Below are 14,437 nucleotides of genomic sequence, written 5' to 3'. Positions count from 1 at the left end.
TAATCTTTCTTGAATTTTCCCAATTGGGAAAATCGCCTTATCTCGCCATGCATTTGAATCATGGAGAGGAATTATAATGCGTAATGTCATTCGCGTTTCTTTGACTGGCCTGTTTCTAGGGGCAAATCTCACGGCAGCCTTCGCGCAGGCCACACCCGAGCAGATGGAAATGGCTTACAGCGCTGCCCGTAATCAGCTTGGCGTGCTGACCTATTGCAAGGACAAGGGCTATACAGATGGTGCAGCCATTGAAATCCAGAACAAGCTGCTCGGAATGATCCCCCCTCCGGCCGACACCTCCAAGGCTGAAGCTGCGGAAGAAACTGGCAAACAGGGCAAGGTTTCTGTCATGGGTATGGAGCAGGATATTGCCACCAGCGCAAAGGCGCAGAATATTTCCGAAGAAAAGCTGTGCCAGACCATGGCTGATGCTGTGAAGCAGGCTGGCGCGCAGCTCCCCAAGTAAGCTCCGCCTCTGTCAAAAGCGAACCCCGCCCAGTGCGGGGTTTTTGTTTGCCTGAACGTTCGATCCTCATATGTTGCACCTATTCGGGCAGACGTTAGAAATTCGAGCTTCGTGAAATAGCTATCATTCTGCAATCTTTATTGATTTTGCCGCTTGAATCCCTTTCGGCATAATACCAAGTGAATAGAGTTCGCTGAAAAACGGTGCGCCAATGCACGCCGTTTTCGGCCTTTCAAGGAGCGACAGCCATGTCATTAAAATCACTTCTGATCGCCGTTGGCATTGGCATATCGGGACTAACGCTCACCGGGTGCGTGTCCGAAGGCTATTATGGCGGCGGCTATTACGACCCTTATTATGTACAGGGCAGCTATATCGGCACTGGTGTCGTTTATGACAGCGGCGGTTATTATCGCAATTATCCGCGCTATTATCGAGACTCGCGCTACCGCGATTACCGTTATCGTGATCGCGACCGTCGCCCGGACTATAACAGACCGGATCGTCCACGCCCGCCGCAGGGTGAACGGCCTCGTCCGCCACAAGCTGAACGCGCATCGCAACCGCGCCCGGAAGCAAGGCCCTCGGGAAACAACAGGCCCCGCGCCTATATCCGTCCGCGAGGCGATGAGCCGCGGTAAGACAAGAATCAAAAAGGCTGCGAGTTTCGCAGCCTTTTCTTTTGTCAGAGCTTGATCACATATTCCTTGCGGGTGGTTTCCAGCACATCCCAACTACCCCTGAAGCCCGGACGGATGACGAAACTGTCGTCGGCCTTGACTTCCCGGCTCGTTCCGCCCTCCTCGCTCACAATGGAGCGGCCAGACAGAATGTGACAGAACTCCCATTCGTCATATTCAATTCGCCATTTTCCGGGCGTGCTTTCCCATATGCCGGCAAAGAGCGTGCCCTCGGCATTTTCTTCCAAATTCCATGTCCGGAATTTGGGATCGCCGGAAAGAACGCGCTCCGGCAAGGGAGCGCCCTCCTCTGGTTTAATGCCCGTCAGGTCAAAGTCGAGAAACCGGCTCATCGGATCAGACCTTGGCCAGAGCCTGTTCGATATCGGCGATGATATCGTCGGCATCCTCGATGCCGATGGACAGACGCACGACATCCGGTCCAGCACCAGCCGCCACTTTCTGCTCGTCGCTTAGCTGGCGATGCGTGGTGGAAGCCGGATGGATAACCAGCGAGCGGGTATCGCCAATATTGGCCAGCAGCGAGAACAGGTCGAGGCTGTCTACGAATTTCACACCTGCGTCATAGCCGCCCTTGAGACCGAAGGTGAAAACCGAGCCCGCGCCCTTGGGCGAATATTTCTGCTGAAGCGCATGATATTTGTCTTGCGGCAGACCGGCATAGTTCACCCAGGACACCTTCTCATGGCCATGCAGCCAGGTCGCAACCTTCTGCGCATTATCGCAGTGACGTTGCATGCGGAGCGGCAGGGTTTCAACACCAGTCAGGATCTGGAACGCATTGAACGGAGAAATCGCCGGACCGAAGTCGCGAAGACCCAGCACACGGGCCGCAATGGCAAAAGAGATATTACCGAAGGTCTTGTGCAGTTCCAGACCGGCATAATCCGGGCGCGGTTCGGTCAGAAGCGGATAATTGCCCGACTTCGCCCAATCGAAGGTTCCGCCGTCAATGAGAATACCGCCCATGGAATTGCCGTGACCGCCGATAAACTTGGTCAGCGAATGCACGACAATATCTGCACCATGTTCAATCGGGCGCACGAGATAAGGCGAAGCCAGCGTGTTGTCGACGATCAGCGGCAGACCATGCTTATGGGCGATCTCGGCAATCGCTTCGATATCCACGACAATGCCGCCCGGATTGGCGAAGCTTTCAATGAAGATAGCGCGCGTCTTGCCGTCGATCTGCTTGGCAAAATCGGTTGGGTTGGAGGCATCGGCCCAGCGCACCTGCCAACCAAATGATTTGAACGACTGGCCGAACTGGTTGATCGAGCCGCCATAAAGCTGGCGTGCAGCGACGAAATTATCGCCGGGCTGCAACAGCGTGTGGAAAACGAGCAGCTGCGCGGCATGCCCCGATGCCGTTGCGACGGCGGCCGTGCCGCCTTCAAGTGCTGCGATGCGCTCTTCCAGCACTGCCGTCGTCGGATTGGTAATGCGCGTATAGATATTGCCGAACGCCTGAAGACCGAACAGGGCGGCGGCATGATCCGCATCTTCGAACACGAAAGATGTTGTCTGATAGATCGGCGTTGCACGTGCACCCGTCGTCGGATCCGGCTTTGCGCCTGCGTGAACGGCCAGTGTTTCTATGCCGGGTGAGCGTTTGGACATTTATTCCTCCTGATAACGAATGCCACTCTTTGAGAGCGGACGTTAGGCTTTGCCCAAAAGAAAGCAAAGGAGGAATTTTTCGACCCGTACCAAAACGCAGAAATTTATTTCGACTTCAAACGGTTATCCGATCAAACGCGGATATTCGATAGCCGGACAACGATCCATGACGACTTTCAGCCCGGCTTCTTCGGCACGTTTGCCCGCTTCCTCGTGAACAACGCCGAGCTGCGCCCATAAAACCGAAGGACGCTGTTTCATCGCAAGAATCTCATCGACAATGCCCGGCAGCGAAGAAGCTTCCCGAAACACGTCAACCATATCCACGGGCTCTTCAATATCGGCCAGACGGCCCACGACGCGCTGACCATGGATTTCCTTGCCGACCTGCCCCGGATTGACCGGAATAACATGATAGCCCTTGGCAAGCAGAAACTCCATCACGCCATTGCTCGGCCGTTCAGGCTTCGGCGAAGCGCCAAGAAGCGCAATTGTTTTGACCGATTGGAGAATATCGCGAATCTTGCTGTCTGCGATTTGAGATGTCATCGTCTATCCAATCAAAAATCAAATGTCTCTTTCAAAAGAATATATAGTTCTTTTGCGGCATCCTCATCCATTTGGATGGTCTGACTAACTTTACCCGGAATCTGCCTCGACGTTCGACCGAATGTTGATAACTGGAGCATTTTGCGTCCATCCAGTTCGTGCACATAATATTTTGCGTCGATAGGATCATGTAGCTGAAACCTATCCAAGTGACCGCGTTCGAAGTTAACTAGTCGTGCCATAATCCCTCCGCAAAAACACTTTGGCTTGCGTTCAACCTTTCCTATTCCTATTAAATTTCAAGCTCTAAGTTTCATATTCGTTTAGATAGCGATTAAGGCTCTCCAGCAATTGTCACACTCAAATCAACTTTCAATGAACATCGAGGACCTGCGCGCATTCATGAAGCGCGAATTTCCGCAGCTTGGTGACAGTTTCGAGATTGTTGCAATTGACGAAGGCTCCGCCACGATGCGCCTTCACGCTGACGAGCAACATCTGCGTCCCGGTGGCACGGTCTCCGGTCCTGCCCTTTTCGCGCTGGCCGATGTCGCAGCCTATACCGCTATTCTGGCGCATATCGGGCCTGTCGCGCTGGCGGTGACCACCAATCTCAACATCAATTTCCTGCGTAAGCCCTCGCCGGGCGCGGTGGAAGCGGTTGCGCGACTTTTGAAGCTTGGAAAACGTCTCGCCGTTCTCGATATCAGCCTGACCGATGGTGTGACCGATGAACTCGTGGCCCATGCGACAGCGACCTATTCGATCCCGCCGCGTTAAAAAACATAAGGTATTATAATACCAAATATATAAGCCATTGATTTTATTTATATTTTAAAATCATCACGCAAAGGCGGGGCTTGACGACGGGGCAGAGTTTGTGTATCGACCCGCCGGAAGCGCGCGAAACTTATCTTTTGCACGCCCGTTCGGGTTGGATAGCTCCAACACAAGCAACAAAAAAAGCCCTGATACAATGTCGGGGATTAGTCTAAGGAAGACTTCAATGGCAACTTTTTCTCAGAAGCCGGCTGAAGTGGTGAAGAAGTGGGTACTGATCGACGCCGAAGGTCTCGTCGTTGGTCGTCTCGCAACTATCGTCGCCAATCGCCTGCGTGGCAAGCACAAAGCAACCTTCACCCCGCATGTTGACGATGGCGACAATGTCATCATCATCAATGCCGACAAGGTTGTTCTGACCGGCAAGAAGTACACCGACAAGGTTTATTACTGGCACACCGGCCATCCGGGCGGCATCAAGGAGCGCACTGCTCGCCAGATTCTCGAAGGCCGTTTCCCGGAACGCGTTGTCGAGAAGGCTATTGAGCGTATGATCCCACGCGGTCCGCTCGGCCGTCGCCAGATGAAGAACCTGCGCGTTTATGCAGGTCCGAACCATCAGCATGAAGCTCAGCAGCCGGAAGTCCTCGACGTCGCAGCGCTGAACCGCAAGAACAAAGGGAATGCATAATCATGGCTGAGCAGCTCAACTCGCTCGAAGAACTCGGCACTGTTGCCAAGACCGAAGCTGCCGCTCCGGTTCACGTCCAGAAGCTGGACGCACAGGGCCGCGCTTATGCCACCGGCAAGCGTAAGGACGCCGTTGCACGCGTATGGGTCAAGCCGGGTTCCGGCAAGATCACCGTCAACGACAAGGAATTCGAAAAGTATTTCGCACGTCCGGTCCTGCAGATGATCCTTCAGCAGCCGATCATCGCTTCGAACCGCTCTGGCCAGTTCGACATCGTTGCTACCGTTGCTGGTGGCGGCCTGTCCGGTCAGGCTGGCGCCGTTCGTCACGGTATCTCGAAGGCCCTCACCTACTACGAACCGGGCCTGCGCACGGTTCTCAAGAAGGGTGGCTTCCTGACCCGCGATAGCCGCGTTGTTGAACGTAAGAAGTACGGTAAGGCCAAGGCTCGCCGTTCGTTCCAGTTCTCGAAGCGCTAATCCGCTTAGGGCCAGTTCTCGAAGAGCTGGCCCGTTTAAAAATTACCCAAGCGCTCCGGTGCTTGGGGTTACGTTTCCAGACGGTAATATTCCTGTCGTCTTGATATGCAAAAAAGCGAGCCGCAAGGCTCGCTTTTTTGGTTTCTGCGACCCTCCGATCCCTATTCACAGGAGGCTAATTTACAGTAAACTTATATATTTCCATATTTATCATTAGTATTTTTGTTTATTATTTTTTTGGATACATATTTTGACGTTCATTTCAAATAAGAGAGTCAATCTTTTATTGACCTCATTCGCTTTATCTCAACTCTTATTTTCGTCGGCAGCTTATTCCCAGAGCATAACCGATAATGACGAGAGAACCTATTTCAACAGAGCTATCATCTTCGGCGACAGCTTAAGCGATAACGGTACGTTTGATGATCATGTCATGGCACTCACCGGACACGTTACGACTGATGGACGATTCAGCAACGGTCGCGTCTGGAACGAATATCTCTTCCGAAACCAAAAGCGAGGCACCAAATTCGTAGCAGTTCGGATCCGTACCGACGATTTTGGTGACAACACCCCAAACCGCGACATCAACGTCAACTACGCCATCGGTGGAACGAAATATCAGAGTGCCGGCCGTCCGAAATCATGGATAATCCCCTCTATTGCGGACGAGGTGAATGAGTTCATTCACGGGAAGAATGCCATCTCCCCTCACAGCATCGTCTCCTTATGGGCAGGCGGCAATGACGCCATGGAGGCACTTGACGATGGCGATTCCACCCGAGAAAAGGCGGCGTATAGCGGCAATGAATTATCCAATGCGCTTGAACGCCTCTATCGGGCTGGCGCGCGGCAGTTTCTGGTACCTGACTTACCTGACTTTTCAAAAGTTCCGCGCTACGCAAACTCACCCGGCATCCCATCGAAAGCAGCAACAAACGATTTCAATCACGCCATTGCCGACAGTATCGCCGCGTTCAGGAGAAAACACCCGGATGCCGTGGTCTACGCTCCCCAGATAGGCAACGTGCTCGATATGGTTGTGAAACATCCCGACGTTTTCGGCTTCTCAAATGCGACCGGCGATTGTGTAAACACACCCTCATGCTTGAATCAGCCGCGAGGCTCGGCATTACAGAACGAATATGTCTTCTGGGATGATATTCATCCGACAACTCGCACACACAATTACATCGCCAACTATATGCGGGAATATTGGTCCAACCCGGATCTGGCGGGTTTCTACGTCCGGTCTCCCGATGGATTGTTCAAAACCGAGCGCAATTTTTTCTTCCCTACATCCGATAAAATCGTAGCGGGTTATCTGGATGGAAACAGATCGCTCTACAAAATGCAGTCTGGAAAACTGACGCTGACGGGAGAGAACAAATATACCGGCAACAGCTTCGTTCTCGAAGGCGGACTGGAGCTTGGCAATGGCGGTAAAACCGGCTCCATCATTGGCCATGTCGATTTGATGGAGAAGGATGCGTTTCTCTCCTTCAACCGCAGCAATCTGCTCAGTTTCGATGGCAAAATTACCGGCGATGGCCGTGTACAGCAGGTCGGACAAGGCACCACCGTCCTTAACGGCCAGAGCAGCTATAAAGGGGCGACGGACATCTACGCAGGCGAATTGATGGTCAACGGTTCGATTACCTCGCCGGTTCTGGTTCATTCCGGCGGCACGCTAAGCGGCACCGGCTTTACCGGAGATATAACAGCGGGAAATGGTGCTCATGTCGCGCCGGGCGATTTCCGCACATCCGGCACGAAGACATTGAAAGCCAATGGCGACATAGACCTGAAAGACGGCAGCACTCTCGATATCGGAGTGGGTACCGATGGCAGCACATCCCTGCTCTATGGCAGCAATCGAGCGCAGCTTGCGGGTGGTGTCGTGTTTGACGGCGACAAGAAGCGCGTACCGCTGACTGTTGACGAGATCATCGCAAGATTGGGCAAAAGCAGCGTCTTCCTGAAAGCAGACAATGGCATCACGGGGCGCTTCAACAAGGTTTCACCGACATATAATTTCATCGGTGAAGAGCTTGATTATAAACAGAATGAAGTTGGGGTCACCTTTGTAAAGCAAGAAAAAAGGTTCTCAGTATACGCGGCAGGCAATCAGCAACGAAATGTTGCCGACGCATTGCAGGCGCTCGGCCACGACAACAAGCTCTACAAGAACGTTTTGACGTCACGGGTGGAGGACAATTTGTCGGAAGCCTATACCGAGCTGTCCGGCGACATTTACGCATCCACGCTGACCTCGCTTCTTTATGACACTCAACTGCCTCGCGAAGCGGTGATGCAGCGTATGAATGGTCTGTCCGGCAGCCGTTTCACCCATTCGGCGAATGCGCTCGATGTGCCGCTCAAGAACGGTGTTTGGGGACAGGCCTATAATTCCACAGCGCATTTCCAAAGCGACGGCGAAGCGCAGGGCATGAGCCGTAGTGCTACCGGCTTCATAACCGGCATTGACGGCGAGGTGTCCGACAACTGGCAATTGGGGATGTTCGCTGGTTACATGCAATCCTCGCTCAATAGTGGCCTGTCGTCTGCGAAGATCGATAGCTTTCAGGTGGGTGCCTATGGCGGCTATGCATGGAAGAACTTCAATCTGACCTTCGGCGGCAATGCCAATCTGCATGACATTGATAGCCGCCGCACGATCCGCTTCAGCGAAATCGCTAATGATAATCGCGCGAGTTACAAGGCCAGCAGTTTCCAGGGCTTTGCCGAGCTGGGTTACAATATCGGCACCAGACTGGTGCTGCTGGAACCCTTCGCGGGGATTTCCTACGCTTATGCCAAAACGAATGGCTTCACTGAAAACGAGGCCGTGTCCGCCCTCTCCGGCTCTGGAGCAACCAGCAGCCTGTTGAGCAACTATCTCGGCATCCGTCTTTCGAACAATTATGCGATCTCCGAGAATACCAGCGTCAATGCGAGGCTCGCTCTCGGCTGGCAGCACAATAGCTATACGCAACCGGAGACAATGTTGAGCTTTGGAAATGAGTCTGGTTTTGTGGTTGCCGGATTGCCTCTCGACCGCAATCTGTTCTACGCGCAAGCCGGTCTTGATTTCAATCTGACGCACAACACGTCTCTCGGATTGCATTATCGGGGGCAATTCGCAAATAAAGCGCAGGACCACGCATTCAAAGTGAACCTTGCGGTTAACTTCTAACGCGCCAAGAACCCGCGTTCATCGCTTCTGACCTACGGAAAAGCGGGCTTTCGGGCCCGCTTTTTGTTATGGATTTCAGGAATCAGCCAGCAAGGAGCCAGCGCGATGTCATCCGACCGCTTTGCCATTACACCAGAGCCGCCTTATTACGTCGTGACCTTTGCCTCGCAGCGTACTGGTGACGACGCGAGCTACGGCGAGATGGCTGTGCGTATGGCCGAACTCGCCGCGCAACAACCCGGCTATCTGGGTGTGGAAAGCGCCCGTGATGCGGAAGGCTTTGGCATCACAAACTCGTTCTGGGCGGATGAAGACAGTATTCGGGCATGGGAGCGCGAAGTGGATCATCTCGTGGCGCAGAAGCTTGGTCGTCAGCAATGGTATGAAACCTATCGCGTCCGCATTGGTCGTATCGAACGCACCTACGGTTTCGACCGAGACTAAAACCTCTTCCCAACTTCTCAACTGTCCGGTTATAGAAGTCTGAGCTTCATCGGGAAACGGCCATGCCATCCAAGACCATTGATCACGCATTTACCGCGCGCAGCCTGACAAGCGCTGCGACCGACCCGACCCATGCTGGCGTGCTGTCTTTCATGCGGCGCGTCTACACCAAGTCGCTCAAGGGCGCGGAAGCGGTCGTTTGGGGCATTCCGTTCGACGCTGCGGTATCCAACCGACCCGGCGCACGTTTCGGTCCGCAGGCCATCCGGCGTGCATCGGCCATTTTCGACAACGACCCGCAATATCCGTTCCAGCGCGACCTGTTCGAGAATCTTGCGGTCATCGACTATGGCGACTGCCTGCTCGACTATGGCAATCATTACAAGACCCCTGCCACAATTGAGCGCGAAGCGGCGAAAATCCTCAAATCCGACGCGTTTTTGCTAACGCTTGGCGGCGATCATTTCGTGACATGGCCGCTTCTGAAAGCCCATGTCGCGAAATACGGCCCGCTGGCGCTGGTGCAGTTCGATGCGCATCAGGACACCTGGTTCGATGACGGCAAGCGGATCGACCATGGTTCCTTCGTTGCACGGGCCGTGCGTGACGGCATCATCGACCCGGACCACTCCATCCAGGTCGGCATTCGCACCCATGCGCCGGACGATTGCGGCATCAAGATCATTTACGGCCACGAAGTTGAAGATATGACGGCGGCAGAGATCGCCGATGCCATATTGAAACGCACTGCTGGCAAGAAGTCCTATCTGACCTTCGATATCGATTGTCTGGATCCGGCCTTTGCACCCGGCACGGGCACGCCGGTAGCAGGCGGCCCTTCGTCCGCTAAAATGCTGTCGATCCTGCGCAAGCTCACACCGCTTGACTTTGTCGGCGCAGATGTGGTCGAGGTTGCACCCGCCTATGATCATGCCGATATTACGGCTATCGCTGGAGCCACTATCGCAATGTATTATCTGGGTCTGCTGGCAGAGAAGAAAGAACGACGATGACGGTGCCGCTTCTGCGCGGTTGAGAAATTGATTCAAGCGGTTGAAAAACCGATTCCGGAATTTGTCGTAACTTTATGAAATCAAAAGGCAAAAGCATGAAACCGAAAATCTTCATCGATGGCGAACACGGCACCACCGGCCTGCAAATCCGCAGCCGTCTGGCCGAGCGCGACGATCTTGACGTGATTTCAATCCCGGAAGCCGAGCGGCGCAACAAGGATTTGCGCGCCGACTATCTGCGCTCTGCCGACATTGCCATTCTGTGCCTGCCTGATGATGCATCGAAGGAAGCCGTTTCCCTGCTTCGGGACCATAATTCGACCCGGATCATCGATACGTCGACCGCGTTCCGCGTGCATCCCGAATGGGCCTACGGCTTTGCCGAACTGGCCAACGGCCAGCGCGAGCGCATTGCCGAGGCCCGCCTTGTCGCCAATCCGGGCTGCTATCCGACCGGCGCGATTGCGCTCATTCGCCCGCTGCGTGACGCTGGCCTTTTGCCGTCTGACTATCCGATTAGCGTCAATGCCGTTTCCGGTTATACGGGCGGCGGCAAGCAGCTGATTGCCCAGATGGAAGACAAGAACAATCCTGACTATCTGGCCTCCAACAACTTCCTTTATGGTCTGCCGCTGCATCACAAGCACGTGCCGGAATTGCAGCTGCATGGACGCCTTGACCGTCGCCCGATCTTCAGCCCGAGCGTCGGACGTTTCCCACAAGGCATGATCGTGCAGGTTCCGCTGTTCCTGAACGAGCTTGAAGGCAAGCCGTCGCTGGCAAAGATACATGCTGCCTTGAACGAGCATTATGCCGGTCAGGACATTGTTGAAGTCGTGCCTCTGGAGGAAAGCGCCAAGCTCCCGCGCGTCGACGCGGAAGAACTTGCTGGCAAGGATGGTATGAAGCTCTTTGTCTTTGGCACCGAAGGCGACGATCAGGTCAATCTGGTCGCCCTGCTCGACAATCTCGGCAAGGGCGCTTCGGGTGCGGCAGTGCAGAACATGAACCTCATGCTCGGCAAAGCCTGATGACGATTGAACCGGTATTCCCTGACGAATGGAATATCGGTTCGTTCGAACCACTGGCGGATACGCATTCAAGCCTCGTCTGGAAGGTCGAACGCATCGATCACCCGGGCGAGGTTTTTGTTATCAAGCAGTTGAAGCCAGCCGGGCTGGAGGAAATGCGCGGCGCACATTATCTGCGCTGGCAGGATGGACACGGCGCGGCCCGTCTTTACGATCTGAAAGGCACGTCGATGCTGCTCGAATATGCGGGCAGCTATCATCTGGATCAACACCTCAAAGACGGACACGATGCGGATTGTCTGGTGATTTTCGGGCAGGTTCTGGCCGCGCTGCATACGCCCTCGCCCGAGCCTGTGCCGTCAGATCTGCAACCGCTCGACAAGCATTTCTCCGGCCTTTTCGCGGTCGCTGACCAAACGCCGCTTTATGCGGAGGCCACAACGCTTGCAAAGCAGCTCCTGGCGACACCGCACCAGCCCATTCCGCTGCACGGCGACATTCATCACGAAAACATCCTGCAAGGGCCACGCGGCTGGCTTGCCATCGATCCGCACGGACTGGTCGGTGATGCGGCTTTCGATGCCGCCAATATCTTTTACAATCCGCTGGATCGTGACGATCTCTGCCTCGACCTTGATCGTGCAAAGCGCATGGCCGAGCATTTCGCGCCGATCATCACTCGCGCGCCGTCCTATATTCTTGATTATGCCTTCGCCTATGGCTGTCTTTCAGCCGCGTGGCACCGCGAGGACGGCAATGATGCCGACGAAGCGCGGGAGCTGAAGATCGCCACCGCGCTGAGATATTTGCGCCAGACGGCCTATCCCGCGTAAGCGCCCTTGGTTGCGCGCCAATGCGCAACCGCGAAAGCCAGTACGATCAGTGCGACGAACTGATGCGTCAGGCCCATATGCAGCGGCACACTCATCAACAACGTTCCAATACCGATGACAGCCTGCACCAGCACGAGGCCGAGCAGCACAATCGTCCGCCGAGCATGGGTTGTACCCGGCGCATCTTTCCAGACCTGCACGGCGTGGAGAACGGTGAGAACCAGAACCGTATAGGCAAACATGCGGTGTACGAACTGCACGGTTTTCGGGTTTTCGAACAGATTACGCCACCATGGCGACTGGATGAACAGATCGGATGGAATGATGGCACCATCCATCAAAGGCCAGGTGTTGAAGGTCAGACCGGCATGCAGCCCGGCCACCAGACCGCCAAGATAGATCTGCACCAGAACGGCAAAGACGAGCCATCCGGCAAAGCGCTGCACCGACCGCTCGGCCGGGCGCTCCGTATAGGTCACAAGCCCTCTCGCGATGTAGAAGACGGCCGTAATGATCACGCAGGCCGTCGTGAGGTGGATTGCAAGCCGGTATTGGCTGACGCTGGTAAGCTCGCTGAGACCCGATGCGACCATCCACCAGCCAATCGCGCCCTGAAACCCGCCCAACGCCAGAAGACCCAGCATACGGTATTTCAGCCCGCCTTTCAGACGGCCTGTCGCCCAGAAGAAGATCAGCGGCACGGCCACGAGGAAACCGACGAAGCGGGCCAGCAGGCGATGCGCCCATTCCCACCAGAAAATATACTGGAACTCTTCAAGGGCCATGCCCTTGTTGATCTGCTGATATTGCGGGATCTGGCGGTATTTATCGAACTCTTCCACCCATTCCGCATGGTTGAGTGGAGGAATGACACCATGGATCGGCTTCCATTCGGTGATGGACAGGCCGGAGCCGGTCATGCGGGTGGCTCCGCCAACCATCACGATGGCGATCAGCACAACGAAAACCGCATAGAGCCAGTAACGCACAAGGCGACGGTCGCGTTCGTCCTTCGACGTTCTCGAACTCCGCTCTCCGCGCTGCGCCATCGATGCTGCCGTCATGCCATTCATCCTTCAAAACATCTGGAGGGATACATGCAGCATCGACCCGTGAGTTACAAGGCAAGCCCACGCGACATGCCGCCGCGTTTTTTACCCTTTCACAGACAAGGTCCAGCAGTTAGTGATGGTGCGGGGAAAAGGAGAGACGCAACCATGCCCGTAAGGCTGAAGAAACTGATCGGCACATTTCTGCTGGTAACGCTGGTCATCGTCTATGCGATTTTGGCCACGATCATCGCCGTCGCGCATCTCGGCAATTCTCCGGCATGGGTGCATCTCATCTATTTCATAGCGTCGGGCCTGCTCTGGGTTCTGCCTGCCATGGCTATCATCTGGTGGATGGCGCAACCGCCGCGTAAAAAGCAGCTCTGACATTATTCCGAGGGGCGCATTGCAGTATGACTGAGCGGGGCAAAATAGCGGGATCGGCCACGCTTACGGAACGCATCATCAGCGATTTTTCCGAAATCGAGCGTCTCTGGGCGACAGGGCCAGCCTTGCATTGCGCACCACAGTCCTTTGACTGGATCTATTGCTGGCACCGTTGCGTCAACAGCGACTGTTTCGTCGCCGGAATTTTCGATGCCGATCACCCCGTCTTTCTCCTGCCTCTGGAAGTTATCCGCCAGAATGGCATGAAAATCGCGCGCTATCCCGGCGGCAACCATGCCAATGGTAATTTCCCGTGGTTGAATCGAGCACAAGCATCCGCAATCAGCCGCAAGGCGCTGGAACGGCTTGTTGCCACCATTCGCAAGGAACGACCGGATATCGACGCGCTGTCACTGACGCGACAGCTTGAAGCCGTTGACGATATCGACAATCCGCTTTTTGCGCTGGGACAGAAGCGAAACCCCAATCCGGTGCTGATGGTCTCGCTCGATGGCGGTTTTGATGCAGTGCTGAATCGCACCAACCGTCGCCGGAGATTGAAAAAGCATCGTCAGCACGAACGCCGCTACGAAGAGGCAGGCGGCTGGCGCATTGAAAAGCCGCAGACAAGGGACGAATCCGACCGGATTCTCGATCTTTACTTTGCCATGAAAGCCGGACGTTTCCGGCAGATGGGCATAAGCGACCCGTTTGCCGACAAAGCCGTGCAGACATTTTTCAAAGCGCTTTATGGACAGGCTCTCGCGGCACCGGCGCCAATATGCGAACTGCGGTTTCTGGAAGTGGGCGGTATTATCCGCTCCATCGTCGGCAAGAACCTGACCGATAGCGGACCGACAGCCGAATTTGCCGCCATTGCCGATGATGATATGGCGCATGCCAGCCCCGGCGAGTTTCTCTTCTTCGAAGATATCAAGCGCTGTTGCGATGCCGGTTATGCGGCCTACAGCTTCGGCGTGGGCGATGAGCCCTACAAGCGCGACTGGTGCGATATAGAGCTTGAAATCTTCGACACTGTTCTGCCGCTGTCGGCAAAAGGCAGGCTCTTTGTGGCGCTGCAATCCACTCGCAGCGCTATTGCCAGCACAATCAAGCGCAATCCCCGACTCTGGCGGCTCGCCAAGCGTATACGGGCAAAGCTTGCCCGGAGATAAGTTGCGATTTTGATTCAGCTTGT

General features: G+C 54.9%; 17 protein-coding genes. 12 read left to right on the top strand and 5 right to left on the bottom strand.

The window, feature by feature from the left end:
* Positions 1–76: 76 nt before the first annotated feature.
* Positions 77–466 carry a pore-forming ESAT-6 family protein gene (locus tag QBD01_RS05785; protein ID WP_280991955.1) on the top strand — a complete coding sequence of 130 codons (390 nt, stop codon included), beginning with the start codon at positions 77–79 and terminating at the stop codon, positions 464–466.
* 248 nt (positions 467–714) lie between these two features.
* Entirely contained in the window at positions 715–1,107 is a 393-nt protein-coding gene (locus QBD01_RS05780; RefSeq protein WP_280991954.1) for a hypothetical protein, read from the top strand.
* Positions 1,108–1,151: 44 nt separating this feature from the next.
* Here the strand turns inward: QBD01_RS05780 and QBD01_RS05775 are convergent, their stop codons facing one another.
* From QBD01_RS05775 to QBD01_RS05760, 4 genes are all read right to left on the bottom strand, one after another.
* The gene (locus QBD01_RS05775) at positions 1,152–1,499 is read right to left on the bottom strand and encodes a cupin domain-containing protein (protein WP_280991953.1); all 348 of its coding nucleotides are present in this window, start codon (positions 1,497–1,499) and stop codon (positions 1,152–1,154) included.
* 4 nt (positions 1,500–1,503) lie between these two features.
* Positions 1,504–2,787 carry an O-acetylhomoserine aminocarboxypropyltransferase gene (locus tag QBD01_RS05770; RefSeq protein ID WP_280991952.1) on the bottom strand — a complete coding sequence of 428 codons (1,284 nt, stop codon included), beginning with the start codon at positions 2,785–2,787 and terminating at the stop codon, positions 1,504–1,506.
* 123 nt (positions 2,788–2,910) lie between these two features.
* Positions 2,911–3,336 (bottom strand): CoA-binding protein, encoded by a 426-nt coding sequence (locus QBD01_RS05765; RefSeq protein WP_280991951.1) that lies wholly within the window; start codon positions 3,334–3,336, stop codon positions 2,911–2,913.
* Positions 3,337–3,347: 11 nt separating this feature from the next.
* Positions 3,348–3,578, bottom strand: coding sequence for a methionyl-tRNA formyltransferase (locus tag QBD01_RS05760; protein ID WP_280991950.1), 231 nt, complete (start codon positions 3,576–3,578; stop codon positions 3,348–3,350).
* Between the two features lie 133 nt (positions 3,579–3,711).
* Between QBD01_RS05760 and QBD01_RS05755 the strand changes: the two genes are divergently transcribed.
* From QBD01_RS05755 to QBD01_RS05720, 8 genes are all read left to right on the top strand, one after another.
* A complete protein-coding gene (locus tag QBD01_RS05755; RefSeq protein WP_280991949.1) occupies positions 3,712–4,116 on the top strand; it encodes a PaaI family thioesterase in 405 nt (134 codons plus the stop codon).
* Positions 4,117–4,342: 226 nt separating this feature from the next.
* Positions 4,343–4,807: a 50S ribosomal protein L13 gene (rplM, locus tag QBD01_RS05750; protein ID WP_182520259.1), complete on the top strand. Its 465-nt coding sequence runs from the start codon at positions 4,343–4,345 to the stop codon at positions 4,805–4,807.
* A 2-nt stretch (positions 4,808–4,809) separates the two neighbouring features.
* Positions 4,810–5,286 (top strand): 30S ribosomal protein S9, encoded by a 477-nt coding sequence (gene rpsI / locus QBD01_RS05745; protein WP_280991948.1) that lies wholly within the window; start codon positions 4,810–4,812, stop codon positions 5,284–5,286.
* Positions 5,287–5,536: 250 nt separating this feature from the next.
* A complete protein-coding gene (locus QBD01_RS05740) occupies positions 5,537–8,482 on the top strand; it encodes an autotransporter domain-containing protein (protein WP_280991947.1) in 2,946 nt (981 codons plus the stop codon).
* A 105-nt stretch (positions 8,483–8,587) separates the two neighbouring features.
* Positions 8,588–8,926, top strand: coding sequence for an antibiotic biosynthesis monooxygenase (locus QBD01_RS05735; RefSeq protein WP_280991946.1), 339 nt, complete (start codon positions 8,588–8,590; stop codon positions 8,924–8,926).
* Between the two features lie 62 nt (positions 8,927–8,988).
* On the top strand, positions 8,989–9,939 hold the full coding sequence (speB, locus tag QBD01_RS05730; protein ID WP_280991945.1) for an agmatinase: 951 nt from the start codon (positions 8,989–8,991) through the stop codon (positions 9,937–9,939).
* 95 nt (positions 9,940–10,034) lie between these two features.
* On the top strand, positions 10,035–10,970 hold the full coding sequence (argC, locus tag QBD01_RS05725; RefSeq protein WP_280991944.1) for an N-acetyl-gamma-glutamyl-phosphate reductase: 936 nt from the start codon (positions 10,035–10,037) through the stop codon (positions 10,968–10,970).
* Entirely contained in the window at positions 10,970–11,803 is an 834-nt protein-coding gene (locus tag QBD01_RS05720; protein ID WP_280991943.1) for an aminoglycoside phosphotransferase family protein, read from the top strand. The genes argC and QBD01_RS05720 overlap by 1 nt, the downstream gene beginning before the upstream one ends.
* On the opposite strand, the gene QBD01_RS05715 is transcribed toward QBD01_RS05720, so the two are convergent.
* Positions 11,791–12,867 carry a COX15/CtaA family protein gene (locus QBD01_RS05715; RefSeq protein ID WP_280991942.1) on the bottom strand — a complete coding sequence of 359 codons (1,077 nt, stop codon included), beginning with the start codon at positions 12,865–12,867 and terminating at the stop codon, positions 11,791–11,793. The genes QBD01_RS05720 and QBD01_RS05715 overlap by 13 nt on opposite strands.
* 153 nt (positions 12,868–13,020) lie before the next feature.
* Between QBD01_RS05715 and QBD01_RS05710 the strand changes: the two genes are divergently transcribed.
* Positions 13,021–13,239 carry a DUF2842 domain-containing protein gene (locus tag QBD01_RS05710; RefSeq protein ID WP_280991941.1) on the top strand — a complete coding sequence of 73 codons (219 nt, stop codon included), beginning with the start codon at positions 13,021–13,023 and terminating at the stop codon, positions 13,237–13,239.
* Between the two features lie 26 nt (positions 13,240–13,265).
* Positions 13,266–14,414, top strand: coding sequence for a GNAT family N-acetyltransferase (locus tag QBD01_RS05705; protein WP_280991940.1), 1,149 nt, complete (start codon positions 13,266–13,268; stop codon positions 14,412–14,414).
* Positions 14,415–14,437: the final 23 nt, after the last annotated feature.

Origin of the sequence: Ochrobactrum sp. 19YEA23 (assembly GCF_029909865.1) — a bacterium.
GTDB classification, from domain to species: domain Bacteria; phylum Pseudomonadota; class Alphaproteobacteria; order Rhizobiales; family Rhizobiaceae; genus Brucella; species Brucella gambitense.
The sequence above is the reverse complement of the archived record's forward strand: the minus strand, read 5'-3'. Positions and strand labels throughout refer to the sequence as shown.